22 protein-coding genes and 1 pseudogene are annotated in these 24,684 nt (G+C 58.1%); 6 read left to right on the forward strand and 17 right to left on the reverse strand.

Annotation, left to right across the window (positions count from 1 at the left end; all coding sequences use genetic code 11):
* Positions 1–289: 289 nt before the first annotated feature.
* A complete protein-coding gene (locus M987_RS22225; RefSeq protein WP_041162103.1) occupies positions 290–478 on the forward strand; it encodes a YfgG family protein in 189 nt (62 codons plus the stop codon).
* Here M987_RS22225 and M987_RS22230 read toward each other — a convergent pair.
* On the reverse strand, positions 475–1,365 hold the full coding sequence (locus tag M987_RS22230) for a LysR family transcriptional regulator (protein ID WP_014071304.1): 891 nt from the start codon (positions 1,363–1,365) through the stop codon (positions 475–477). The two genes, M987_RS22225 and M987_RS22230, sit on opposite strands and share 4 nt — an antisense overlap.
* Positions 1,366–1,463: 98 nt before the next feature.
* On the opposite strand from M987_RS22230, the gene M987_RS22235 reads away from it, so the two are divergent.
* A complete protein-coding gene (locus M987_RS22235; protein ID WP_014071305.1) occupies positions 1,464–2,636 on the forward strand; it encodes an MFS transporter in 1,173 nt (390 codons plus the stop codon).
* Here the strand turns inward: M987_RS22235 and M987_RS24545 are convergent.
* Positions 2,633–2,791 (reverse strand): SDR family oxidoreductase, encoded by a 159-nt coding sequence (locus tag M987_RS24545; RefSeq protein WP_425359145.1) that lies wholly within the window; start codon positions 2,789–2,791, stop codon positions 2,633–2,635. The genes M987_RS22235 and M987_RS24545 overlap by 4 nt on opposite strands.
* Positions 2,745–2,882, reverse strand: a pseudogene (locus M987_RS25235) (oxidoreductase); the annotation flags it as partial. The pseudogene M987_RS25235 and the gene M987_RS24545, both read right to left, overlap by 47 nt.
* A gap of 216 nt (positions 2,883–3,098) precedes the next feature.
* Here M987_RS25235 and M987_RS22245 point away from each other — a divergent pair.
* Together M987_RS22245 and M987_RS22250 are read left to right on the forward strand one after the other, a co-directional pair.
* Positions 3,099–3,560 carry a DUF6130 family protein gene (locus M987_RS22245; RefSeq protein ID WP_014071307.1) on the forward strand — a complete coding sequence of 154 codons (462 nt, stop codon included), beginning with the start codon at positions 3,099–3,101 and terminating at the stop codon, positions 3,558–3,560.
* 10 nt (positions 3,561–3,570) lie between these two features.
* On the forward strand, positions 3,571–4,314 hold the full coding sequence (locus M987_RS22250; protein ID WP_014071308.1) for an alpha/beta fold hydrolase: 744 nt from the start codon (positions 3,571–3,573) through the stop codon (positions 4,312–4,314).
* Positions 4,315–4,368: 54 nt separating this feature from the next.
* Here M987_RS22250 and iolB read toward each other — a convergent pair whose 3' ends face one another.
* The 10 genes from iolB to M987_RS22300 form a co-directional block, all read right to left on the reverse strand.
* Positions 4,369–5,193, reverse strand: coding sequence for a 5-deoxy-glucuronate isomerase (iolB, locus tag M987_RS22255; protein ID WP_014071309.1), 825 nt, complete (start codon positions 5,191–5,193; stop codon positions 4,369–4,371).
* Between the two features lie 9 nt (positions 5,194–5,202).
* Positions 5,203–6,093, reverse strand: coding sequence for a myo-inosose-2 dehydratase (iolE, locus tag M987_RS22260; RefSeq protein ID WP_014071310.1), 891 nt, complete (start codon positions 6,091–6,093; stop codon positions 5,203–5,205).
* A gap of 11 nt (positions 6,094–6,104) precedes the next feature.
* Complete coding sequence (locus M987_RS22265) at positions 6,105–8,009, reverse strand: bifunctional 5-dehydro-2-deoxygluconokinase/5-dehydro-2-deoxyphosphogluconate aldolase (RefSeq protein ID WP_014071311.1); 1,905 nt, start codon at positions 8,007–8,009, stop codon at positions 6,105–6,107.
* Between the two features lie 12 nt (positions 8,010–8,021).
* Entirely contained in the window at positions 8,022–9,155 is a 1,134-nt protein-coding gene (locus M987_RS22270) for a Gfo/Idh/MocA family protein (protein WP_014071312.1), read from the reverse strand.
* 8 nt (positions 9,156–9,163) lie between these two features.
* Positions 9,164–10,192: an ABC transporter permease gene (locus M987_RS22275; RefSeq protein WP_014071313.1), complete on the reverse strand. Its 1,029-nt coding sequence runs from the start codon at positions 10,190–10,192 to the stop codon at positions 9,164–9,166.
* 11 nt (positions 10,193–10,203) lie between these two features.
* Positions 10,204–11,751, reverse strand: coding sequence for a sugar ABC transporter ATP-binding protein (locus M987_RS22280; RefSeq protein WP_014071314.1), 1,548 nt, complete (start codon positions 11,749–11,751; stop codon positions 10,204–10,206).
* Positions 11,752–11,801: 50 nt separating this feature from the next.
* Positions 11,802–12,731: a sugar ABC transporter substrate-binding protein gene (locus tag M987_RS22285; RefSeq protein ID WP_014071315.1), complete on the reverse strand. Its 930-nt coding sequence runs from the start codon at positions 12,729–12,731 to the stop codon at positions 11,802–11,804.
* A gap of 31 nt (positions 12,732–12,762) precedes the next feature.
* The gene (gene iolG, locus M987_RS22290) at positions 12,763–13,749 is read right to left on the reverse strand and encodes an inositol 2-dehydrogenase (RefSeq protein WP_014071316.1); all 987 of its coding nucleotides are present in this window, start codon (positions 13,747–13,749) and stop codon (positions 12,763–12,765) included.
* 346 nt (positions 13,750–14,095) lie between these two features.
* Positions 14,096–16,021 carry a 3D-(3,5/4)-trihydroxycyclohexane-1,2-dione acylhydrolase (decyclizing) gene (gene iolD / locus M987_RS22295; RefSeq protein ID WP_014071317.1) on the reverse strand — a complete coding sequence of 642 codons (1,926 nt, stop codon included), beginning with the start codon at positions 16,019–16,021 and terminating at the stop codon, positions 14,096–14,098.
* Positions 16,022–16,032: 11 nt separating this feature from the next.
* Positions 16,033–17,538 (reverse strand): CoA-acylating methylmalonate-semialdehyde dehydrogenase, encoded by a 1,506-nt coding sequence (locus tag M987_RS22300; RefSeq protein ID WP_014071318.1) that lies wholly within the window; start codon positions 17,536–17,538, stop codon positions 16,033–16,035.
* Between the two features lie 292 nt (positions 17,539–17,830).
* Between M987_RS22300 and M987_RS22305 the strand changes: the two genes are divergently transcribed.
* On the forward strand, positions 17,831–18,661 hold the full coding sequence (locus tag M987_RS22305) for a MurR/RpiR family transcriptional regulator (protein WP_014071319.1): 831 nt from the start codon (positions 17,831–17,833) through the stop codon (positions 18,659–18,661).
* A 55-nt stretch (positions 18,662–18,716) separates the two neighbouring features.
* Here the strand turns inward: M987_RS22305 and guaA are convergent, their stop codons facing one another.
* Positions 18,717–20,294, reverse strand: a complete 1,578-nt coding sequence (gene guaA / locus M987_RS22310; RefSeq protein WP_014071320.1) for a glutamine-hydrolyzing GMP synthase — start codon at positions 20,292–20,294, stop codon at positions 18,717–18,719.
* A gap of 68 nt (positions 20,295–20,362) precedes the next feature.
* Entirely contained in the window at positions 20,363–21,829 is a 1,467-nt protein-coding gene (gene guaB, locus M987_RS22315; protein WP_014071321.1) for an IMP dehydrogenase, read from the reverse strand.
* Between the two features lie 159 nt (positions 21,830–21,988).
* Between guaB and xseA the strand changes: the two genes are divergently transcribed.
* Positions 21,989–23,362: an exodeoxyribonuclease VII large subunit gene (xseA, locus tag M987_RS22320; RefSeq protein ID WP_014071322.1), complete on the forward strand. Its 1,374-nt coding sequence runs from the start codon at positions 21,989–21,991 to the stop codon at positions 23,360–23,362.
* Here xseA and M987_RS22325 read toward each other — a convergent pair.
* Positions 23,359–23,574, reverse strand: a complete 216-nt coding sequence (locus tag M987_RS22325) for a zinc ribbon domain-containing protein (RefSeq protein ID WP_014071323.1) — start codon at positions 23,572–23,574, stop codon at positions 23,359–23,361. The two genes, xseA and M987_RS22325, sit on opposite strands and share 4 nt — an antisense overlap.
* 53 nt (positions 23,575–23,627) lie before the next feature.
* Complete coding sequence (locus tag M987_RS22330) at positions 23,628–24,662, reverse strand: Gfo/Idh/MocA family oxidoreductase (protein ID WP_014071324.1); 1,035 nt, start codon at positions 24,660–24,662, stop codon at positions 23,628–23,630.
* Between the last annotated feature and the right edge of the window lie 22 nt (positions 24,663–24,684).

Here is a 24,684-nt window from a genome sequence, read left to right on the forward strand (position 1 = left end):
AACATGCTCGCCAGTCAATTTCTGTGCAAGCATAAGGAGGAAGGATTTTAGTTTGAGGCCCAGGGAATCCGTTGACTTAAATCAAACTAATTTATTCGAATAATGCTTTCTTACGAAATTCGGCACTAATTTTCTTTATTTTATCAAAGCAGTAAATGCATGAACCATGTTTAATAACATTAGTTAATGTAAACATTGACGGTTTTTTACACATCCCGGAATTGACCCCCTCTTCCCGCTGTGCCTTAATATCCGTATCGCCCAAAAGGGTATGCCCAGGATAAACACAGTGAGTCAGGCCACGCGTATGCACAAACGACATCGATTTAACACTCGGATGACCCGCATCATACTGCTTATCAGTTTTCTCTTTTTCTTTGGCCGCTTTGTTTATTCTTCCATTGGCGCCTGGTATCACCATCAGGACAAGATGCAATCCCAGCAAACCAGTTTGTCTGTCGAGACTTCCGAACGCTAATCCAGCGGCTTATTTTGCAGCATCCGTATAATGGCAGAGATCCCTTTGCTCAGGATTTTGTCCTGGCGCATCACCACGGCCAGCTGACGCTGCAAAACCGGCGTCAATGAATGCACGCTTAACCCTTCCCGATCGGCCAGGTTTTCTACCGCCATTCGCGGCACGATGCTGTATCCAAGCCCTGCACGCACCATACGTTTGATGGCCTCAATGCTCCCGAGCTGCATTACCGGCGCTATCGCTATTCCGCAGGCCTCAAACCAGCCGTCAATCAGCGCACGCGTACCGCTTCCCGATTCGAACGCAATCAGGGGCTGAGCGTGCAGGGCCTCTGGCGTCAGTAGATCCCACGCGCCAGGCTGCTCCTGCGAAACAATAAAAACAAACTCTTCGTTCATCACCGGCATGACATCCAGCGCACGCCCGCTGACAGGCAGCGTGACCAGCCCCATATCCAGACGGTTTTCTTCAATCGCGCGCACAATATCGAGCGTGTTCCCGGTGGTGACACCCACCTTTAACAACGGGTAGTCGTTTCGTAACTGCTGCAACAGCGGGGGCAAAAGATGGATACAGGCCGTAGCCCCCGTCCCGAGCGTGATTGTGCCGCTCACCTCGCGGTTAAACTCGCTAACGGAACGAATGGCCTCATCCACCACCTGTTCGATACGCTCCCCGTGGCTCAACAGCGCCAGTCCGGCGGCGGTGGCTTTAATGCCGCGCCCTGTGCGCTCGATTAATCGCGTCTGGAGAAATTGCTCAAGCTGGCGGATTTGCAGGCTAACCGCAGGCTGAGAAATGCCCAGCACATCCGCAGCGGCGGAAAAGCTACCCCGCTGTACCACCAGGCGAAAAGTCGCCAGATTGCCCAGATTTAGCGTCGTCATTCAAAGTTTCTCTTATACAGGTCATAAGGTCGCGAGCCTGCCTGCACAATACCGCGCCCGTTATGCTGAGGACAACTGCATTAACGGAATGAAAAATAATGGAAACACCTGTTCTGCCCCGACGCCTCTCTCTGACTGCCGGTTGTAATCAGCTCATCAACTGGGGTATCTCTTTTTATATGCCGGGCACCTTTGCACAGGCGATTGCCCGCGACCGGGGATGGTCATCGCCGGAAATCTATCTTGGTCTGACTCTCGCCATGCTGATGATGGCCGCCGCCTCCCCTTTTGTCGCCCGCTTGCTGGCGCGATTTGGCGGGCAACGGGTGGTGATGAGCGGGACTTTACTGATTGCCGCAAGCTGTGTGGCAATGACATATACCTCTACGCTCGCGAGCTGGTATACCGTCTGGCTCATCACCGGCATCGGAATGCGGCTCTCGCTGTATGACGCGCTTTTCGCCTCTCTGGTAAACCTCTACGGCCAGCAGGCCCGGCGCACGATTTCCCGCGTGACTCTGGCCGGTGGCCTGGCATCAGCGGTATTCTGGCCCCTGGGCGATGCGCTGCTCAGGGTGATGCGCTGGCAGGATGCGCTTCTGATCTATGCTCTTTTTGGCCTACTGAGTGCTGTGCTTATCTGCCAGTTGCCTCACCACAAGCCTCTGGTCACTGCAAAAGCCAAAGCCTCTGTACCGGAAGATGACCCGAATAACGGATGGCTGTATGCGACATTTATCGCTCTTATCACCTTTGTCTCTAACGGTACGTCGACACATCTGCCGGAATTTATCGCCAGCTTTGGCCTACCGGTGGGTATCGGGATGCTGTGGGGATTTGGTCAAACCGGTGCACGGCTGATGGAAGTGCTGGCGGGTACGCGCCTGACAGCGCTCAGGCTGACGCTAATGACCTCGCTGGCCATGCCGCTCTGTTTTCTCGTTGGGTTGAGTGGGTCTACATTTGTGTGGTGCGCCGCCGGATTTGTGCTGGGGTATGGCGCGATAAACGGGCTGGTGACGATAGTCAAAGCCACGCTGCCGCTGGAGCTATTCAATGCTGAAAGCTATGCCAGGCGCACCGGATTATTGCTTATCCCGGGTCAGTTGATGGCAGCGGCGTCACCCTTTGCTTATGCGTGGCTGAATAAAACGCTTGGAATAACAGGCGCGATGTGGGTTTCGTTAAGCCTGACGCTGATGATTGCTGCACTGGCCATCACGCTCGTGAGAAAGCAACGTCGTCAGGGCGTCCCTGCCCTGAGCAGTTAAAGTACAAACCCGCCGTCAATCGTCAAACTCGCGCCCGTCATATAGCCAGATTCCTCGCTGGCAAGCCATATGGCAAGCGAGGCGATCTCCTCCGGTTGCCCAATGCGTTGCAACGGGATCTGCGCGGTCTGGTCGGGAAACCCAGGTAATTGCAATGCGGTACCCTTCCCGTGCCAGCCATGCGGCAATGGCTGCGCCAATTCCGCGAGCACCGCCAAAAATCAAAGCGACTTTCTCGTTGTTCATGATGTTCTCTCCGGTTTATGTCAGCCCCATAAAAGGTGCCACTGAAGACACCATGCCAGTAGTTCCGCGGCGGTGCATGAGCCAACTGTATCGCACTGTATCTCACCGCCCTGGCTTACGCGGCGATACAAAAAACCCATGAAGACAAACAGGCCTGATACATAAAAGTGGTCTTCTGTGTCTGTCGTCAGTTTTTACATTCACAGGAGACACTGGATGAAATATCACTATCTGTTACTCCCCTTTATCGCGCTCACCTCCCCTGGCTGGGCTGGCCCATTAGATGGCCTCAGCGCTGCTGAGGTGAACGGCCCTGCGGCCGTTGCGCAACTCGCGCAGCCACAACCGCCGGCAAAGCTGATTGTCGACCCGCCGCTTGCGGGCCCGCTGAGCAAAGGCGCGGTGTTTATTCAATACCGGGTCGAAAACCTGCGTATCGAGCCGGTATTCGGCCCGGAAGCGCTAAAGGTCACGCCGCGTATTGGCCATATTCACGTCGTCGTGGATGACGCGCCATGGCACTGGGCGGACACTAGCAGTGAGCCGGTGATCCTGGTCGGGCTACCCGCAGGTCAACATAAAGTGACCATCATCCTCGCCGATCCGACGCATAAACCCATCGATCACAAAACCATCGTGTTCACCGTACCGCCACATGCGGCAATTCATCACTTTTAAGGGGCTGAAAATGAAAACATTGTCGATCTTAACGGCTGGCCTGCTGGCGTTTTCTGCCAGCGCATTTGCTGAAACCCAAACCAGCGTGGTGCTGGTTCATGGCGCCTTTGCCGATGGCAGTAGCTGGAATAAGGTCATTAACCAGTTGCAAAAGCAGCACACGGAGGTCATTGCCGTGCAGCTACCGTTAACGTCGCTGAAAGATGACGTGGCCGCCACACAGCGTGCCATTGCTCGTGCACAGGGTAATGTGGTGCTGGTCGGCCACTCCTGGGGCGGGACGGTGATTAGCGAAGCGGGCAATGATGCACGGGTAAAATCGTTGGTTTACGTGGCGGCATTCGCGCCGGATTCCGGTCAGTCTACGGCGGATCTTACAGGAAGCTTCCCCGCGCCGCCGGGCAGCGCGGGCATTGCTAAAACAGCGGACGGCTACTTATACCTGCCGACAGGAGCCGTCAGGAAGGACTTCGCGCCTGACGTGAAGCCAGCCATTCAAGATACGATTGCAGCCACACAGGGGCCAATTAAGGCCGAGGCATTTGGTGAAAAAGTTGCCCACGCGGCGTGGCATGACAAACCGAGTTGGTTTGTGGTCAGCAAGAATGACCGTATGATCAACCCCGATCTTGAACGTGCTATGGCGAAAGCGCTCCACGCAAAAACCACCGAGGTGGCGGCCAGCCACGTGTCGATGGTGAGCCAGCCGGACGCCATCGCCCGCACGATTGAGCAGGCGATTGAAGCAAAGTAATTTTTTGCGAATTGTAGGCCGGGTAAGCGCAGCGCCACCCGGCAAAAAACAGCCTCAGCGCCCGCCATCCGCGGGATAATCGCGATTAATCCACGCGTGGTCATCTTCCCAGGTGAACATCCATTTGCGTACCGGCCCGGCCATCACGTTGAGATAATAGCTGTCATACCCGGCCATCGTCGCCACCGGGTGATAGCCCTTCGGCACCATCACCACATCCCGGTTGTAGACCGCCATGCACTCATCCAGCGACCGGTCGTCGGTATAGATGCGCTGCATACAAAACCCCTGCTCCGGGTTGAGACGATGGTAGTACGTCTCCTCCAGATAGGTTTCGTCTGGCGGGTTATTCGTGTCGTGCTTATGGCTCGGGTACGAGCTGGTGCAACCTTCGTTGGTCCAGACCTCCACTACCAGCAGGCTGTCGGCCGGTTTATCTTCCGGAAGTATGTTGTGCACGTAGCGCTGGTTATGCCCCTTGCCGCGCGCCTCACCGTCGATATCCTGCGGGGCAATCAGCCGCGTCGGGTACGTGCCTTTACCGGGAGCGGCGCAAACCGCCAGCTCCAGCTTCGTCAGCGCCTTCACTTGCACCGCCTCCTGCGGGGTGACGTAAACCGCCCACGGCTTGATACGCTCGAACGGGCTCATCCGCTCGCCGATGTCGTTAAACTGAGCGGAAGGCGTGCTGATGGAGGCGCGTCCGGCCACCAGCACCAGACAGCGCTCTTCGCTGACGGCGGGCAGCGTTAGCTGCTGCCCCTCCTGTAGCTCATACGCCTCAAAGCCGACATACCCCCAGCCTGCGCTTTCCGGCGTGACGGACTGCGTGCGCCCCTCGCCGTTCGGCTGTTGCCAGCGTGATAACAGACGTGACATGTCACCTCCTCAAATAAGTCCGGCGTCGCGCGCCAGGCGGCTCAGATTGTTATACCCCAGACGGGCGTAAGTCAGCGGATGGGCAATCGCCGGATCCTGCTCAGCCTCAACGACCAGCCAGCCATGATAATCCTGTGCTTTCAGCAGGCGCATGATCGGCGGATAATCTACGCAACCGTCGCCCGGCACGGTAAACACGCCGCTCAGCACCGCATCGAGGAAGCTGGTTTTACGGTTTTTCACATCCGCCAGCACGTCGGCACGCACATCTTTGCAGTGAACATGGTTGATACGCGACGCCCAACGCTGCGCCACCGCCAGCGGATCGGCCCCGGCAAAGGTCAGATGGCCGGTATCCAGCAGTAACCCCACCGCGTCGCCGGTGTGGATCATCAGGTTGTCCACGTCTTCGGCAGACTCAATGACCGTGCCCATATGATGATGGTAAGCAATTTGCACCCCCTGCTGCTGCGTATAGCGGGCAAATTTGGTGAGCTTCTCGCCATACTCTTTCCAGCGCTCCTGCGGGAAGCGCGGGCGCAGATGTACCGGAGTCTGCTGCTCGCCGTGAATGCAGCCGCTCACTTCCGCAAAGACCAGCACCTTCGCTCCCAGCTCGCGCAGCAGCGTCAGATGGGACTGCACGGCGGCGATCTCTTCCTCCACGCTGCGCTCCAGCAGGCGGCCAGAGTACCAGCCGGAAACCAGTTGCAGGTCGTGGCGCTGCAAAATGGGGCCAAGCAGGCGCGCTTCGCGCGGGAATTTATTGCCCAGCTCAAAACCGGCAAAACCGGCCTCTTTACCTTCGCTCAGGCAAGTCTCCAGCGATGTCTCCGCACCGAGGGAAGGCAGATCGTCGTTAGTCCATGTCAGCGGGTTAATGCCCAGTTGTACACTCATTGTCGTCTCCATTATGCGTGTCCGCGCTCGCGCCACCAGGCGATAAGCTGTAGGTAGTTGTCCCGAATGCGCGCCACCAGCTGCGCATCGTCAATATCGTGTTTCAGCCACGCGCGGGAGGCATCGCCAAACAGCGTGCGTCCCACGGCGAAGCCTTTCACCAGCGCCTGCCCCGAGGCGGCTTTGAAGTCGGCGCGCAGCTGTTCTGCCGGGGCGTCCAGACCCAGGATCACCACCCCACGGCAGTGCGGGTCACGGCGTTTGATGATTTCACTCAGCGCCGTCCAGCCCTCGGATGAGAGCGGCGGCAGTTTCCACCAGTCGGGGTAAATGCCGAGATTGTAGAAACGGGAGATAGCACGCAGGTAAAGTTCATCGCTGCGCGGCATGGTCGCAGGCAATATCACCTCCAGCAGCAGCTCATGCCCGGACTGACAGCAGGCGTGGTAAACCTCGGCGATTTTCTGCTCCTGCTCCAGGCGCAGGCCGTGGGCATCTTCCGGATGGAAAAAGACCAGGCATTTCACCACATGCTCCTGTGGCCAGCTGATAAGCTGGGTGCCGATGTTGCCATGCTCCATCTCCAGCGGCCGGGAGCCCGGCAGCTCAATGGGGCGACCAATCCACCAGCCTTCGCCGGTTATCGCGTTCAGCGCGTCCTGGCCAAAGGTGCCGTCGCACAGCAGACCGGCTTTGCCCTCCAGCCCGGCGCGGCTCGCCGCCTCACGGCTGGCTTGCAGGATCAGCTGCTTCAGCGCCGGAATGCGCTTGAGCGACGCACCGCACTGCATCGCCATCTCTTCCAGCTGGCTGCGGTGGTCGAAGGCCATCACGCACAGCTCCGGCCATTCGCGGCGGCGGGTGGTGACGCGATGAAGATGGTTAAGATGCGGGTCAAGATCCGGGCGCGGTACGAGCGCAGCACGGGAGAGATAATCATCCAGCTCAATTTTGCTCGGCATCGCCGGAGCACAGCCGTGGCGCGAGACCACCAGCGCGCCGCAGGCGTTGGCATAGCGGCACGCCTGCTCCCAGCCCTCGTCATTCAGGTAGCCTCGCAGCAGACCGGACATAAACGCGTCCCCCGCACCGAGAACGTTCAGCACCTCCACGCGCACGCCGGTCACCGTCAGGCCATCGTCCAGCCAGTGCGGAATGGTATCGGGATAGACCGAACAGCCGAGCGCACCACGTTTGCAGACCAGCGTGGCCTGGCTCACGCCACGCACCTGCTCCAGCGCCCACAGGGTATCCGTGCTGCCGCCCGCGATATGGAACTCCTCTTCGGTGCCGACAATGACGTCGAAAAGGTGCAGCACCTCCTGCAATTCGCGGGTGACCTTATCGGCGGCGATAAAGCGCGTTTCGCCATCGCCTAAGGAGGTCAGCCCCCACAGCACCGGACGATAGTCGATATCCAGCACCGTGCGCACGCCGTGGCGACGGGCATAGCCTAGCGCCGTCAACACCGCCTCGCGGGTCTGCGGGTGAGAAAGGTGAGTCCCGGTGATGGCAAGACACCGTGCGGAGGCAATGTAACTTTCGTCCACATCGCTGGCGGTAATCGCCATATCCGCGCAGTTATCGCGATAAAAAATCAGAGGAAAGGTGTCCCGGTCTTTAATGCCGAGTAGCACCAGCGCCGTGAGGCGGTCTTTATCGGTTATCAGATGGCTGGTATCGCAGCCCACCTGGTTTAACTCTTCGCGCAGGAAGCGGCCCATATGTTCATCGCCAACCCGCGCCAGCATCGACGAGCGTAAACCCTGACGCGCGGTGCCGTAAGCCACGTTGCCGGACGAACCACCGAGATACTTGGCAAAGCTCGACACATCTTCCAGACGGGCACCAATCTGCTGACTGTAGAGGTCTACCGCCACGCGGCCCATGCATATCACATCAAACTGCTTTTCCACGTTGATACCTCATCAGACAATGTCGTTCACGTTCAGCCAGCGGCCCTGTAGATGCGAGAGTGCAATCGCGTCCAGCACGCGAGACACTTTCCAGCCCTCTTCGAAGTCCGGCCACATCGGCACGTCGGCGGCAATCCCATCTACCAGGTCGCGCACCTCCACCGTTTTTTGGTCGTTAAAGCCAATCCCGTGGCCTGCGCCCATGCAGAACGCGGCGTAGTCCGGGTGTGCCGGGCCAACGAGTAGCGTGCGGAACCCCTGGCGATTCACCGGATCGTCATGCAGATAGAGCTTCAGCTCGGCCATGCGCTCCTGGGTGAAACTGATGGCGCCTTTCGTCCCGGTGATGACATACGACAGCCCCATCTTACGGCCGCAGGCGACGCGTGAAGTTTCAATGACCCCTTGCGCGCCCCCCACAAAACGCACCATCGCATGGGCCTGATCCTCGTTTTCAACGGCAATCATCTCCGACGAACCGGCCTTCGCCGGGCGTTCCGGGACGACAATCTTCAGGTCGCCGCATACCTGTTCAATATCCCCCGCCAGGTATTGCGCCATATTGACGATATGCGCCGCGAGGTCGCCCAGCGCCCCCAGCCCGGCGGTCTCTTTAAAGCAGTGCCAGTGGATCGGAGAGAGCGGGTCGGCCATATAATCTTCGTTGTGGGTGCCGTAGAAATGGATCACCTCGCCAATCTCGCCGCGCGCAATAATCTCTTTCGCCAGCTGCGCTGTCGGGTTTTTCATGTAGTTGAACCCCACCAGGGTTTTCACCCCTGCCCGCTTCGCGGCGTCGACCATCTCACGCGCATCGTGGGCGTTAAGCGCCAGCGGCTTCTCCGAGTAAACGTGCTTGCCGTGGCGGATCGCCTCCAGCGCCATCTCTTTATGCAGATGGTTAGGCGAACAAATATCCACCACATCAATGACCGGGTCGGCCACCAGCGCCCGCCAGTCCCCGGTTGAGCGGTTGAAGCCAAACGCCTGCGCCCGCTCTGCCGCCAGCGTCGGGTTCACTTCGGCCACCATCTCGCGCACCAGTTTGCCGCGCAGGTTGAATACCGTCGGGGCCTGGGCATAGGCGATGGCATGTGCCTTGCCGATATACCCGGTGCCAATCAATCCAATACGAACCTCTTTCATCATGATCCTCACAGTGCGCCGCGACGGCTCTTGGCGTAGGTATCAAACGCCACCGCCAGAACGATAATTAATCCGGTGATAATTTGCTGGTAGTAGGCCGAGACGTTCATCAGCACCAGGCCGTTAATCAGAATGCCCATGATGATGGAGCCGATAATGGTGCCGCCGATGCGTCCATAACCACCCATCAACGAGGTGCCGCCAATCACCACCGAAGCGATGACGCGCAGCTCAAAGGAGATCCCGGCCACCGCCTCGGCGCTCCCCAGACGCGCGCTCAGAATGAAGCCCGCCAGCCCCGCCAGACAGCCAATCAACACATACACGCTGACCAGTACACGCTTGACGTTCACCCCCGCCAGGCGTGCCGCCTCCGGGTTACCGCCAATGGCGTAGACGAAGCGGCCCCAGCGGGTTTTATGCAGCGCCAGATAACCGCCGATGGCAACGATGGCGAAGATCCAGATAGGAATGGAGATGCCGAGCAGCTCCCCGCGTCCCCACCAGCGGTAGCCAGGATCGAAACCGGCAATCGGCGCGCCGTCGTTAATCACCAGCGTCAGGCCGCGCCAGATGGTCATCCCGCCGAGGGTGACGATGAACGGCGGCAGGCGCAGGCGTGTCACACCCAGACCGTGCAGGAAGCCAATCGCCGTGCCCATTGCCAGACAAATCCCCAGCCCAATCAGCCAGCTCATGCCGCCCCAGGCGTTCGGGTCGACGGTGGTGAAGTTGTCGCCCTTAATCACGTACGCCGCGGTCATGGCGCACACCGCCAGAATAGAGCCCACGGAGAGGTCGATCCCGGCGGTCAGGATGACGAAGGTCATCCCCACGGCCATGATCCCGTAGATGGAGACTTCGGTCAGGATGTTGAAAATATTGCGTTCAGAGAAAAAATTACTGTTCTGCGACTGGAAGAAAATCAGCAGCAGGATCATGAAAATCAGCACCCCGAAGCGCTCGAAGAAGGCGATGGGATCGATGCGTCCGGCACGTTTAGCCGGGGCCTGCGTTTTAGAAATCATCTGCGTCATGAGAAACTCCGTTATGCCGCGTTCAGGGCGTTGTGGTTGATGGCCATCATCGTCATCAGCCGTTCTTCGTTAGCGTCGTCACCGTGGATCTCGCCGGTCACCCGGCCTTCACTGAGCGTGATGATCCGGTCAGACACCGCCATCACTTCAGGCAGATCGGAAGAGATCACGATCACCGCCACGCCCTTTTTCGCCATGTCAAACAGCACCTGGTGCACTTCTGATTTGGTCCCTACGTCGATGCCGCGCGTCGGTTCATCAACGATCAGCACCCGCGGGTTGAGCGCCATGCAGCGCGCGAGGATCACTTTTTGCTGGTTGCCGCCGGAGAGCTTGCGCACTTCCTGCTCGCTGTTGACCATTTTGATCTGTAGCGCTTTGCGGTAAGACTCGATCAGGTCGTCCTCTTTGCGGGTGTTCACGAACCAGCGCCATTGCAGGAGCGACGAAAGGCAGGAGAGCGACAGGTTGTCGCGAATCGACAGCCCCAGCACCGCCCCCTCTTTTTTGCGGTCTTCCGGTACCAGCGCCACGCCCTGATCAAGGGCATAAAGCGGGTCTCGCGGCTGATACGGCACGCCGTCGAGCTCAAAGCTGCCCGAGGTAAAGGCGTCTGCGCCAAACAGGCAGCGCGCCACTTCGGTACGCCCTGCGCCCACCAGCCCGGCAATGCCTAAGACTTCCCCGGCGTGGACGTGGAAGCTGATGTCGTGCAGGGCAATGCCGTGCGGATCCAGAGGCGGTTTTTCGCGGCTCAGCCCCTTAACGGCCAGGCGGACGGGTTTGTCTTCATGATGAGTTTCGCTGGCCGGGCGGCGATTAAAGGCCACGTCGCGCCCGACCATCAGGCGGATCAGCTGTTCGACGTTGGTCTCTGCCACCGCACCGGTGCCGGTGAAACGGCCGTCCTGGAACACGGTGAAGCGATCGCAAAGCTGGAACACTTCGTGCAGACGGTGGGTAACATAAATAATGCTCACGCCACGGTTTTTAAGCTCACGCACCACGCGGTGCAGGCTTTCCACCTCGCTGTCGCTCAGCGCGGCGGAAGGTTCGTCCATAATGATTAACCTGGCGTTGAGGGTCAGCGCGCGGGCGATCTCCACCATCTGCTGCTGGGCGACGCTCAGACGGGCAACGGCCGTGGTGGGGGCGACATTCAGTTGCAGGTAATCGAGAATAACCTGCGCTTCCTGATTTACCGCCTTTTCGTCGACGATCAGGTTACGCCTGCGCGGCTCACGCCCGAGAAACATGTTTTCCGCGACGGTCATGTTGGGCAGCAGGTTAAATTCCTGATAGATGGTGATAATGCCCTTGTTCTGCCGCGCCACCGGGGAGTCGTCCACCGGCAGCGTTTCGCCGTTGAACCAGATATCGCCGCGCGTTTGCGGCTGCGCGCCCGCGAGCGCTTTCAGCAGCGTGGATTTTCCTGCCCCGTTTTCCCCCAGCAGGGCGTGAATTTCGCCGCTGCCGACGGTCAGCTGAGCGCTGCTCAGAGCCCAGACGCCGGAAAAGCTTTTGGCCAGGTCGGTCACTTTCAGTAAGGGTTGCGACATCAGTCTGCTCCTCCTCATAAGGAGCCGCCGCTGGGGCGGCTCCGAATATGTTAGTTACCGGCCTCACCGATACGCTCAGCCTGTTGCAGGTTCTCTTTGGTGATCAGCGTCGGCGGGTAGTCTGCCCCGGTAATCGCTTTCTTCTCACGCACGCTGGCTACCAGCTGGCTCATCGCCGTCTGCACCGCAAAGCCCGGGCGCTGATCCGCCGTTACCGCCAGCCAGCCGTCGCGCACGCGGGCCAGCGCTTCTGGAACGGCATCAAAACCGGTGACCAGAATTTCACCCGGTTTCACGCCCTGGCTTTGCAGGGCTTCAATCGCCCCCAGCGCCATATCGTCGTTGGCGGAGAGGATCACCTGTGGACGTTTCGGCAGCGAAGGCAGGACGCTTTCAACAATGCGCATCCCTTCTGAACGCATCCAGTTGCCGGTCTGATCGGCGACGATCTTGTACTTATCCCCGCCCGCCTTCAGGCTGTCGCGGATCCCTTTGGTGCGTTCAATATTGGAGGAAGAGCCTGGCTGACCGGTGAGCAGAATGATGTCCGCGCCGTTGGGGAATTTGGTTTTGACGAAGTCGCCAATAGCCTGGCCGCCCTTGTAGTTGTTGGCGCCAAAGTGCGGCACTTTCTTCTGGCTATCGACGGAGCGGTCAAGGGTGACCACCGGCAGCTTCGCATCCTGAATTTCATCCACCGCGCTGGAGACCGCGTTCACGTCGTTCGGGGAGACGATAAAACCCTGCGCCCCACGGGTGATGGCGTTTTCAAGGTCAGCTACCTGTTTCGGTGAGCTGCCCTGCCCGTCCAGCACCTGAAGCTTCACGCCCATCTCTTTTGCGGCTTTCACCGCCGTGCGCTGCATGTGAACCTCAAACGGCATGGCCAGGTTTGGCGTACTGAAAACAATTTGCTCGTTTTCGGCGAGGGCAGCCCCGGACGTCATGGCGATGAGGGCGGCTAAGATCAGTTTTTTCATTATTATGTCTCTCTGTGTAGGGTTGTTGTGTTTAGAGGACGATCTCGCGCTGGCTACGCAGCGATTCCAGCGCTTTATCCGCAAGGTACAGCGCACGTTCACCATCATCGCCGCTGCAATCAGGCACCGCTTCGCCGCGCAGGACCGCGACAAAGTGTTCCCATTCCGCGGCGTAAGCGGATTTGTAGCGTTGCAGGAAGAAGTGTTCCGGCAGCGCGCTGGTGCAACCCTGTTGGCCGTAGTGCTGCACCTGGTTTTCAAGAATATTGCCCGCGCACAGCAGCCCTTCGGAGCCGTGCAGTTCAAGACGCTGGTCATAGCCATAAGAGGAGCGGCGGCTGTTGACGATGGTGGCCATTGCGCCGGAGGCATATTTCAGAACGATAAACGCGGTATCGATATCCCCCGCCTCGCCAATCGCCGGATCCACCAGGTTGCTGCCCTGGGCATACACCGACACCGGCTCTTCACCCATGATGAAGCGCGCCATGTCAAAGTCGTGGATGGTCATATCGCGGAACATGCCGCCAGAGACGCGCACGTACTCCGCGGGCGGCGGGGAGGGATCGCGTGAGATAATCAGCAGTGACTCTGGTTTGCCGATGCGCCCGGCCTGGACGTCGGTTTTCACACGGCGGAACTGCGGGTCAAACCGACGGTTAAAGCCGATGAACAGCGGCACGTCGTACTCTTTGACCACTTTCAGGCAATCGCGCACGCGGGCGAGATCAAGATGTACCGGCTTTTCACAGAAGATGGCCTTGCCGTGGCGGGCGGCCATTTCAATCAGGTCCGCGTGGGTATCGGTCGCGGAAGCGATCAGCACGGCATGAACGTTAGGGTCAGTCATCGCTTCGTCAAGGCTCTGCTGGCGGGCCTGATACTGCGTGGCGAGGCGGGTGGCAAATTCCTGATTCGGGTCAACCACGGACCAGAGCGTGGTCGCGCTGTGACTGGCGATGTTAGCTGCATGTACCTGGCCAATTCGGCCAGCGCCCAGTAAAGCAATGTTAAACATAACGGCTCCCGGTGTTGGTGAATGCTGTGAACTAACGACCCTATAAATAAAACATTTATTTCATTTTTATAAATAGTGAAAATTATGTTTTTGAGTGTGAGTTAACACTTTTGAGATGAATGAGATAAATTCTGTTATCAATCTCACAACATGGGAGGGGAGGACCTCTTCCCCTCACCCCGGCCCTCTCCCCAAAGAGGAGAGGGAGAAAAGACAGCCCCGAGCCGTCCCATCTCCCCAAGTTGGCCAGGGAGAAAAGGCCGCACCGAACCGTCCCCTCTCCCCTTTGGGGAGAGGGTTAGGGTGAGGGGGAAATGAAATGAAAATTTCGTTACGGCGGGAAAACTTAATACTGACGGGCTTTTTTAACCTGCGCCTGCGTTTGCAGAGCGGCCTTGCGCACGGCAGATGACTCTGCCACCTGCGCATCGCCGGTTCGCCACCACGCGGCGTAATCGTGGGTCATGGTCTTCGGCAGCACTTTGATGTCCAGCAGCGTCGGGCCTGGATGCGCACGTGACGCCTCAAGCGCCGCCAGCAGGCTTTGCTCATCGTTTACCCGCCACGCGCGGCAGCCATAGCTTTGTGCGTTTTGCGCAAAATCGACCTTCACCAGCGGCCCGTCAAGCCGCCCGGTTTTTGGATTGCGCTGGCGGTTTTCCGTGCCCAAGCTGCCCATGCCGTGCCCCATTTGCAGGTTGTTAATGCAGCCGAAGCTGGCGTTATCAAACAGCAAAATGGTGACCTTAATCCCCTCCTGCACCGCGGTTTGCAGCTCGGAGTGCAGCATCATGTAGGAGCCGTCCCCCACCATGGCGTATACCGGCTGTTCTGGCCTGGCGAGCCTGGCACCAATGGCGGCCGCAATCTCGTAGCCCATGCAGGAATAGCCGTACTCCAGGTGATAGCTGTCCGGCGTTTTGACCTGCCAGAGGCGCTGCAAATCTCCCGGCAGCGAACCAGCCGCACCCACCACGATGGCATTATCTTCAATATGCTGGTTAATCAGCCCCAGCACCCGCGTCTGGGTCAGGCGGGTATTAAGCGTCTCGCCGTATTCCGTCAGCTGCGCATCCAGGTGCCCCGCCACTTCGGGTATATCTGCCGGATGCCACTGGCGATCCCACAGACGGCGACACTCATCGCGCCAGGCGGATTGCGCCAGGGCAATCTCTTCTCCCCAGCCGCTACGGTAATTCCTGAGCGCATGGGTTAGCGCCTTCAGCCCGGTGTGGGCATCGGCAATCAGCGCGGTGGCGTCCAGCTTCAGGGCGTCAAATTCGGCCACGTTCAGCAGCAGAAATTCGACGTCAGGATGGGAAAAGAGCGCCTTGGAGCCGGTGGTAAAGTCGGTCAGGCGCGTGCCGACGCCAATCACTAAATCCGCCTGCGGCGCAAGCTGGTTGGCAGCCATTCCGCCCGTCACGCCCAACCCGCCCAGATTAAGTGGGTGGTCACTTACCAGCGCCCCCTTTCCGGCCTGGGTTTCGGCAAACGGCAGTTGTAGCGTCTCGACAAATTCACGAAATGCCTCATGCGCGCCGGAGTAACGTACGCCGCCGCCGCACACCACCAGCGGACGACGCTTGCGGGCAATCAGCGCCTGCGCCTGCGCCAGACGCTGCGGGTCAGGCGGACGACGTTCGATGTGATGCACGCGACGCACGAAGAAGCTAAGGGGATAATCCCAGGCTTCGCCCTGCACGTCCTGCGGCAGGCAGATGGTCACTGCTCCGGTATTGGCGGGGTCAGTAAGCGTTCGCATCGCGCTTAACATTGCACTCATCAGCTGCTCCGGCCGGTTAATACGGTCCCAGTAGCGGGAGACCGGACGGAAGCAGTCGTTGGTGCTGATGCTGAGATCGTGATATTGCTCGATCTGCTGTAGCACCGGGTCCGGCTGGCGGCTGGCGTAGATATCGCCCGGCAGCAGCAACAGCGGAATACGGTTCGCCGTGGCGGTTGCCGCAGCGGTCACCATATTCGCGGCCCCCGGCCCGACGGACGAAGTAACGGCAAAAATACGCTGACGGCGGTGCTGTTTGGCGAACCCCGTCGCCATATGGGCGATGCCCTGCTCATTGCAGCCCTGCATCACCTGCAAATGACCGGGGTCCTGCTCCAGCGCCTGGCCAATACCGAGCACGTTGCCGTGCCCGAAGATTGTGGCGATGCCCTCCACAAAGGGCGTTTCGTCGCCGTCCACGCTGACGTACTGTTGATTCAGGAACCGGACCAGCGCCTGGGCCATGGTCATACGTTCGGTTTGCATAAAACCTCCTGTCAGCCCAGCGTTGGCATGGAGAACGCAGCGCCTGTCTCCTGCTGCATTTCCGGCCAGCGCGCGGTGATGGTTTTCATTCGGGTGTAGAAACGCACGCCGTCGTTGCCGTGGACGTTGAGCGCACCAAAAATCGAGCGCTTCCAGCCGCCAAAACTGTGGAATGCCATCGGCACCGGGATCGGCACGTTGACCCCCACCATGCCCGCCTGCACCTCTTCGCAGAAGCGACGCGCGCAGCCGCCGTCACGGGTGAAGATCGCCGAGCCATTACCATATTCGTGGCGGTTAATCAGATCCACCGCGCTGGCGTAATCTGCTACACGCACCACAGAAAGCACCGGGCCGAAAATTTCTTCTTTATAGATGGTCATTTCCGGGGTGACGTTATCGAACAGCGTCGGCCCGACGAAATAGCCCTGTTCGTGCCCTTTCACGCTGAAGCCGCGACCGTCCACGCGAAGTTTCGCCCCCTGCGCTTCCCCGCTGTCGATATAGCCCAGCACCTTGCTGCGATGCGCGGCAGAGATAAGCGGCCCCATTTCGTTTTCTGGCGACTGGTCCAGACCCGGCCCGACACGCAGCGCGGCAATCTGTTTTTCCAGCCGGGCGCAGAGGTCATCGGCAGTTTTATCGCCTACCGCCAGCACCACCGAGAGTGCCATGCAGCGTTCCCCCGCTGCGCCGAAGCCTGCGCCCATAATGGCGTTGGCCGCCATCTCCATATCCGCATCCGGCATTAAAATGCAGTGGTTTTTCGCGCCGCCCAGCGCCTGGCAGCGCTTACCGTGGGCAGACGCGGTCTGGTATATGTATTCCGCAATTGGCGTGGAGCCGACAAAGCTCACCGCCTGCACACGCGGGTCGGTCAGGAGCACATCAACGGACTCTTTATCGCCCTGCACTACGTTGAAAACGCCGTCCGGCAGGCCAGCCTCTTTCAGCAATTGCGCCAGTGCGAGCGCGAGAGAAGGGTCTTTTTCCGACGGTTTCAGCACAAAGGTGTTGCCGGTTGCCAGTGCAATCGGGAACATCCACATCGGTACCATCGCCGGGAAGTTAAACGGCGTGATCCCGACGCAGACCCCGAGCGGCTGCATCAGCGAGTGGCTGTCGACGCCGGTGCCCACGTTCGCAGAGTGTTCACCCTTTTGCAGATGCGGGATGCCGCAAGCAAATTCCACCACCTCCAGGCCGCGGGTCAGTTCGCCCACCGCGTCGGAGAAGACCTTGCCGTGCTCTTCGCTGATGATACGGGCCAGGCGCGTCATGTTCTCTTCCAGCAGCGCCTTGAAACGGAACATCACACGCGCGCGCTTAAGCGGAGCCTGCCGCGCCCATGCCGGAAACGCCTGCTGCGCGGCGGCAATGGCCTGCCCGGTTTCCTGTGCCGTACTCATCACCACCTGGCGGATCTGCTCGCCGGTGGCCGGGTTGAAGATCGCCTGAACGCGCTGGCCTGAACCGGTGACACTTTCGCCGTGAATAAAATTCGCTACCGTCTCCATCCTTAACCTCTCGCTGTTGATACGTGACTGTTACCTGAACACTGTGTACAGAACACTATATATGAAACAAATATTCCATTTTAAGCTGAAATAAAATAAATGATGATTATTGTGATCAAGGATGGATTTTCATGTTAACAGCCAACAACACTGACGCAGCGTGCGCTATTAAGGCATTTCAGGCGAGGAAATGACTGAAGCTTCTGTTTCATTTTTGCTGCCAGATGGATGGCCGACATTTAAAAGACGCGGTTTTGCGTTTAGAATCATATGACTGTATTTGGGGGATAACATGACGACAGCAACCAGCCTGAACGAACTGCAGCAGCAAATCCGCGATCGCTACGATAGCCTGAGCAAGAGGCTGCAACAGGTCTCCCGCTATGTGCTGGATAATACTAACAGCGTGGCCTTTGATACGGTTGCCGTCATTGCCGAGCGCGCCGACGTGCCGCCATCGACGCTGATCCGCTTTGCTAACGCCTTTGACTTCACCGGGTTCAACGAAATGAAACAGCTGTTTCGTATGAACCTGGTGGAAGAAACCGCCAGCTACAGCGATCGCGCCCGGCTGTTCCGCGAAATGGAGAACGAGACCGTGCCGGAAACGCCGCTCGATATCCTGCAAGAGTTCGCCCGTTCAAATGCGCAGGCGCTACAACAGCTGGCCGCCCGCGCCGAGCCGGAGATGCTGGAGCGCGCCGTGCAGCTGCTGGCCGATGCCGACACCATCTACATCGCCGGTTTACGCCGTTCCTTTAGCGTCGCTGCCTATCTGACCTACGCCCTGAGCCATCTGGAGTGCCGCCCTATTCTGCTCGATGGCATGGGCGGGATGCTGCGCGAGCAGATCAGCCGCATTAAGGCGCGGGACATTGTGGTGTCGATCAGCTTCTCGCCGTACGCGGAAGAGACGGTGATGGTCAGTGAAACCGCCGCCAGTGTCGGCGCGCGGCAGATTGTGATTACGGACAGCCAGATCAGCCCGCTGGCGACGTTTAGCGATCTCTGCTTTGTGGTGAAAGAGGCGCAGGTAGATGCGTTCCGGTCTCAGTCGGCAACGCTGTGTCTGGTGCAGTCGCTGGTGGTGGCGCTGGCGTATCGGTTGGGTGAGGGGAAGTAAGGAAATAAAAAACCCCCTGCACAGGCAGAGGGTTTTGGGTTAGATCAGAGGGGGATTATTCCCACTCAATCGTAGCCGGTGGCTTACCGCTGATGTCATACACCACGCGGGAAATACCGTTAACTTCGTTGATGATGCGATTAGACACACGGCCCAGGAAGTCGTACGGCAGGTGCGCCCAGTGTGCAGTCATGAAGTCGATGGTTTCTACCGCACGCAGGGAAACAACCCAGTCGTATTTACGGCCATCGCCCATCACGCCTACAGAACGAACCGGCAGGAACACGGTGAACGCCTGGCTCACTTTGTTGTACAGGTCAGCTTTGTGCAGCTCTTCGATGAAGATAGCATCCGCACGACGCAGCAGGTCGCAGTACTCTTTCTTCACTTCGCCCAGCACACGCACGCCCAGACCTGGACCCGGGAACGGATGACGGTAGAGCATATCGTACGGCAGACCCAGCTCCAGACCGATTTTACGCACTTCATCTTTGAACAGCTCACGCAGCGGTTCAACCAGACCCATCTTCATCTCTTTCGGCAGGCCGCCCACGTTGTGGTGAGATTTGATGACGTGTGCTTTACCGGTTGCTGATGCAGCGGATTCGATAACGTCAGGGTAGATAGTGCCCTGTGCCAGCCATTTAACGTCTTCAAGCTTGAGCGCTTCTTCGTCGAACACTTCTACGAAGACGCGGCCAATGATTTTACGTTTGGCTTCTGGATCGTTTTCACCTTCCAGCGCATCGAGGAAGCGCTTCTCGCCTTCCACATGAACGATGTTCAGACCGAAGTGGTCACCAAACATGTCCATAACCTGCTGGGCTTCGTTCAGACGCAGCAGACCGTTGTCCACGAATACGCAGGTCAGATTTTTGCCGATAGCACGGTGCAGCAGCATCGCAGTTACAGAGGAGTCAACGCCACCGGACAGGCCGAGGATCACTTTGTCATCGCCAACCTGCTGACGGATACGCTCAACCGCGTCGTCGATGATTTTCGCCGGGGTCCACAGGGCTTCACACTGGCAGATGTCACGCACGAAGCGTTCCAGCATGCGCATCCCCTGACGGGTATGGGTCACTTCCGGGTGGAACTGTACGCCGTAGAAGCGTTTTTCTTCGTTCGCCATAATCGCGAACGGGCAGCTTTCGGTGCTGGCAACGGTCACAAAATCAGCCGGGATAGCGGTCACTTTATCGCCGTGACTCATCCATACATCCAGCAGCGGTTTGCCATCTGCGGTCAGGGAGTCTTCGATACCACGCACCAGCGCGCTGTCAGTTACCACTTCAACCTGAGCATAGCCGAACTCACGCTCGTTAGAACCTTCAACGTGGCCGCCCAGCTGCATTGCCATGGTTTGCATCCCGTAGCACACGCCGAACACCGGAACGCCTGCTTCAAACACGTACTGCGGTGCGCGCGGGCTGTTCTCTTCGGTGGTGCTTTCCGGGCCACCGGACAGGATGATGCCGCTTGGATTGAATTCGCGAATCTGTGCTTCCGTGACATCCCACGCCCACAGTTCACAGTAAACGCCCAGTTCACGCACGCGGCGCGCCACCAGCTGAGTGTACTGAGAACCAAAATCGAGGATGAGGATGCGATGTTTATGAATGTTTTCCGTCATTGACGCTAATTCCGAGGCAAGTGAAACAGATTAAATAAATCGCCCGACACAAGGTCGGGCGAAGAAAATCATGATCCCAGACGGTAGTTCGGGGACTCTTTGGTGATCGTCACGTCGTGAACGTGGCTTTCCTGGATACCCGCACCGCTGATACGTACGAATTCCGCTTTAGTACGCAGCAGGTCAATGGTACCACAGCCGGTCAGACCCATACAGGAGCGCAGGCCGCCCATCTGCTGGTGAATGATCTCTTTCAGACGGCCTTTATAGGCAACGCGACCTTCGATACCTTCCGGTACCAGTTTGTCAGCGGCGTTATCGGTCTGGAAGTAACGGTCAGAAGAGCCTTTGGACATCGCGCCCAGGGAACCCATACCGCGGTATGATTTGTAAGAACGGCCCTGGAAGAGTTCGATTTCGCCCGGGGATTCTTCAGTACCGGCCAGCATGGAGCCTACCATTACGGCAGCAGCGCCAGCGGCGATAGCTTTAGCGATGTCACCAGAGAAGCGGATGCCGCCATCAGCGATAACCGGAACACCGGTGCCTTCCAGCGCTTCAACCGCGTCAGAAACGGCGGTGATCTGTGGAACGCCCACGCCGGTCACGATACGGGTCGTACAGATGGAGCCTGGGCCAATACCCACTTTCACCGCGCTGCAACCGGCTTCAGCCAGAGCACGAGCGCCTGCGCCAGTCGCCACGTTACCGCCAATGATTTGCAGGTCAGGGTATTTCGCACGGGTATCACGGATACGTTGCAGAACGCCTTCGGAATGGCCGTGAGAGGAGTCAATCAGCAGCACGTCAACACCAGCCGCAACCAGCGCATCAACACGCTCTTCGTTGCCAGCACCCGCGCCAACCGCAGCACCTACACGCAGACGGCCATGCTCGTCTTTACAGGCGTTTGGTTTGCGTTCTGCTTTCTGGAAGTCTTTAACGGTGATCATGCCACGCAGGTGGAAGTTCGCATCCACAACCAGCGCTTTCTCAACGCGTTTTTCGTGCATTTTCGCGAAGACCACTTCACGCGTTTCGCCTTCACGAACGGTCACCAGACGCTCTTTCGGCGTCATGTAAACGCTGACAGGCTGGTTCAGGTCGGTCACGAAACGCACGTCACGGCCGGTGATGATACCGACCAGTTCGTTGGCTTCAGTCACAACCGGGTAACCGGCAAAGCCGTTACGTTCGGTCAGGGCTTTAACTTCGTGCAGCGTGGTAGTTGGCAGAACGGTCTGTGGGTCGGTGACGATACCGGACTCATGTTTCTTCACGCGGCGAACTTCTTCAGCCTGACGCTCGATAGACATGTTTTTGTGAATAAAGCCAATGCCACCTTCCTGTGCCAGGGCGATAGCCAGGCGCGCTTCAGTCACGGTGTCCATTGCCGCAGAGAGCATAGGAATGTTCAGGCGAATGGTTTTAGTCAACTGCGTGCTGAGGTCGGCAGTATTCGGCAGAACGGTGGAGTGAGCGGGAACAAGGAGGACGTCGTCAAACGTCAGTGCTTCTTTAGCGATACGTAGCATGGGCAATATCTCTGACCTGGGTGGTTAAATATTGCCGTGGCATTATACAGAGCGTAACCGATTGCATCCACACTTTTTTATAAAAAATACTTGCGCTCCCCTCTCAGCAGGTTACTATCGACTGAATAACTTGCTGATTTAGAATTTGATCCCGCTCACATGTTATCCTCTCAAACCCCCTCAATTTTTACTGTCAGCCGCCTAAATCAAACGGTTCGTTTACTGCTTGAGCAGGAAATGGGGCAGGTCTGGATCAGCGGTGAAATTTCAAACTTCACCCAACCGTCATCCGGCCATTGGTACTTTACGCTAAAAGATGATACCGCTCAGGTACGCTGCGCGATGTTCCGCAACAGCAATCGTCGCGTGACCTTCCGCCCACAGCATGGCCAGCAGGTTCTGGTTCGCGCCAATATCACCCTGTATGAACCGCGCGGCGACTATCAGATTATTGTCGAGAGTATGCAGCCCGCGGGTGAAGGCTTACTGCAACAGAAATACGAACAGTTAAAAGCCAAACTCTCCGCAGAGGGTCTGTTCGACCAGCAGTTCAAAAAACCACTGCCCTCACCTGCGCACTGCGTGGGCGTCATCACCTCTAAGACCGGTGCGGCCCTGCACGATATTTTGCACGTGCTTAAGCGTCGTGATCCTTCCCTGCCCGTCATCATCTACCCGACAGCCGTTCAGGGTGACGATGCGCCAGCGCAAATCGTCCGCGCAATAGAACTGGCCAACACGCGTCAGGAGTGTGATGTGCTGATCGTCGGTCGCGGCGGCGGCTCGCTGGAAGATTTGTGGAGCTTTAACGACGAGCGGGTAGCGCGGGCCATCTTTGCCAGCCTTATCCCGGTGGTGAGCGCCGTCGGACACGAAACAGACGTGACTATCGCGGATTTTGTGGCTGATCTGCGCGCACCAACGCCATCGGCGGCAGCAGAAGTGGTGAGCCGCAATCAGCTTGAATTACTGCGCCAGCTTCAGAACGGGCAGCAGCGTCTTGAAATGGCGATGGATTATTTCCTCGCCAACCGCACCCGCCGCTTTACGCAGCTTCATCATCGCCTGCAACAGCAGCACCCTCAGCTGCGTCTGGCGCGTCAGCAAACCGTGCTGGATCGCCTGCGTCAGCGGATGAACTTCGCCCTGGATAATCAGCTTAAGCGCGCGGTATCACGCCAGCAGCGCGTGACTCAGCGCCTGAACCAGCAAAACCCGCAGCCGAAAATTTATCGCGCGCAAACGCGTATTCAGCAGCTGGAGTTTCGCCTGGCAGAGAACCTGCGTGCACGGCTGAGCAGCACCCGTGAACGCTTTGGTAATGCCGTGACCCATCTTGAGGCCGTCAGCCCGCTCTCTACGCTTGCGCGAGGCTACAGCGTGACAACCGCAACGGATGGCAAAGTGCTGAAACAGACCAAACAAGTGAAAGCCGGTGATGTGCTCACCACCCGGCTGTCAGATGGCTGGGTGGAAAGCGAAGTGAAAGGCGTGACCGCTGCGAAAAAAACGCGGAAGAAAAAGCCGGATTAAACCGGCACAAATTCCACACGTTTTTTAGAGATCAACCCGTGGCCGTTCTGGCAGAAATAATCCACTGCTCCGCAGGCTTTTAGCACCTGGAGCGGCTTATGGCACTCCGGGCAGCGCGCTTCCAGCGCAATATCGTTGTTGCACTGTTCACAGTGCGCCACACCGTTTTGTGGCTCCAGCTCTGCATGGCAATCCGGGCAGATAATCGACATAGTGACTCCTTTGGCCAGGTATTCATTACTGCGTTAATTTTATCACGATGCGCTTAATGAGGGCCACGCAGCTGTTGCTGTAATGTCAGCAGCAGCTCAACCTCCTCAATCCTGCGTTGCGTCGTGCGGGGCACTTCCTGCGGATCGCGTTCGAACAGACTTTGTGCCCCCAGAATATGCCCGGCCAGGCAGTGCTCATAGATGGAACCGGGCACGTGCCAGCGCTGAATATCCTCGCCATCAATATGTTCCAGAACATCTTCTGCACCACGTCTGTCGTGACTGATGATGCGTCCATCGCGCAGATAAATCCGCAGCCCTTTTTGCCCGCCAGACGGCCCGGCATATTTGTTTAACCAGAGATCGACCGGCAAGCCGCTGATCTGCCCCTGGAGGTGTGCCTCGCCCTCTGCGGTGGTCATATCCCCTTTTCTGATATCGCGACCCAGACGGTCCTTAGCGGTCACCACCTGCAAGGCCATATCGCCCTTTCCCCCCAGATAGCGCAAGGTTTCACGCATCATTGCCAGCACATGCGTGCCAATATCCAGGATAACGCCATCCGGGTGGCGAAGCGTGCGCGTATCCGGCTCGCCGGTGGCAAAGTTCAGCGCAATGGGCTCACCCGCCGCGTTAAACCCACTCGGCTCCTGAAGAAATCCTTCGATTCTGACAATATCAGCCACGGTGTCGACCAGCCCCTGATGTACGGTACCGAGACGCGCCATCCAGTGATCGAGCGCCAGCACCCGGCTAGCCGCACCGGGCAAAACCAGTAGAGTTTTCAGTTTTTCGATTTGGGTTAGCGTCGCGACGATGGGCTTTTCGACCACAATACGCCGGACCGGGGAAGCCAGCGCCTGCTCAAGCACCTCAAGATGGTGCAGAGAAGCCGTGGTGATAAACAGGGTATCAAGAGGTTGGGTGAGGAGTTCAGCAAGCGATGCGCATCGCATCACGCCGTCGGGCTGTTTTGCGGGGTCAACATCAAACCCCAGACACTGTAGCGAGTCGCCGAAGCGATGTCGTAATGCAGGCAGGTATGCCGTTTCAACCACGGAGCCAAGTCCAACAAACCCTAACAGCATGTGCTTACCTCGTTGAGTAAAT

This window comes from Enterobacter soli ATCC BAA-2102 (assembly GCF_001654845.1).
Taxonomy (GTDB): Bacteria; Pseudomonadota; Gammaproteobacteria; order Enterobacterales; family Enterobacteriaceae; genus Enterobacter; species Enterobacter soli.

Coding starts and splice junctions, on each gene's coding strand:
- M987_RS22230 (WP_014071304.1), bottom strand. CDS start 1,365: ATGACGACGCTAAATCTGGGCAATCTGGCGACTTTTCGCCTGGTGGTA.
- M987_RS22235 (WP_014071305.1), top strand. CDS start 1,464: ATGGAAACACCTGTTCTGCCCCGACGCCTCTCTCTGACTGCCGGTTGT.
- M987_RS22245 (WP_014071307.1), top strand. CDS start 3,099: ATGAAATATCACTATCTGTTACTCCCCTTTATCGCGCTCACCTCCCCT.
- M987_RS22250 (WP_014071308.1), top strand. CDS start 3,571: ATGAAAACATTGTCGATCTTAACGGCTGGCCTGCTGGCGTTTTCTGCC.
- iolB (WP_014071309.1), bottom strand. CDS start 5,193: ATGTCACGTCTGTTATCACGCTGGCAACAGCCGAACGGCGAGGGGCGC.
- iolE (WP_014071310.1), bottom strand. CDS start 6,093: ATGAGTGTACAACTGGGCATTAACCCGCTGACATGGACTAACGACGAT.
- M987_RS22270 (WP_014071312.1), bottom strand. CDS start 9,155: ATGAAAGAGGTTCGTATTGGATTGATTGGCACCGGGTATATCGGCAAG.
- M987_RS22275 (WP_014071313.1), bottom strand. CDS start 10,192: ATGACGCAGATGATTTCTAAAACGCAGGCCCCGGCTAAACGTGCCGGA.
- M987_RS22280 (WP_014071314.1), bottom strand. CDS start 11,751: ATGTCGCAACCCTTACTGAAAGTGACCGACCTGGCCAAAAGCTTTTCC.
- M987_RS22285 (WP_014071315.1), bottom strand. CDS start 12,731: ATGAAAAAACTGATCTTAGCCGCCCTCATCGCCATGACGTCCGGGGCT.
- iolG (WP_014071316.1), bottom strand. CDS start 13,749: ATGTTTAACATTGCTTTACTGGGCGCTGGCCGAATTGGCCAGGTACAT.
- iolD (WP_014071317.1), bottom strand. CDS start 16,021: ATGCAAACCGAACGTATGACCATGGCCCAGGCGCTGGTCCGGTTCCTG.
- M987_RS22300 (WP_014071318.1), bottom strand. CDS start 17,538: ATGGAGACGGTAGCGAATTTTATTCACGGCGAAAGTGTCACCGGTTCA.
- M987_RS22305 (WP_014071319.1), top strand. CDS start 17,831: ATGACGACAGCAACCAGCCTGAACGAACTGCAGCAGCAAATCCGCGAT.
- guaA (WP_014071320.1), bottom strand. CDS start 20,294: ATGACGGAAAACATTCATAAACATCGCATCCTCATCCTCGATTTTGGT.
- guaB (WP_014071321.1), bottom strand. CDS start 21,829: ATGCTACGTATCGCTAAAGAAGCACTGACGTTTGACGACGTCCTCCTT.
- xseA (WP_014071322.1), top strand. CDS start 21,989: ATGTTATCCTCTCAAACCCCCTCAATTTTTACTGTCAGCCGCCTAAAT.
- M987_RS22325 (WP_014071323.1), bottom strand. CDS start 23,574: ATGTCGATTATCTGCCCGGATTGCCATGCAGAGCTGGAGCCACAAAAC.
- M987_RS22330 (WP_014071324.1), bottom strand. CDS start 24,662: ATGCTGTTAGGGTTTGTTGGACTTGGCTCCGTGGTTGAAACGGCATAC.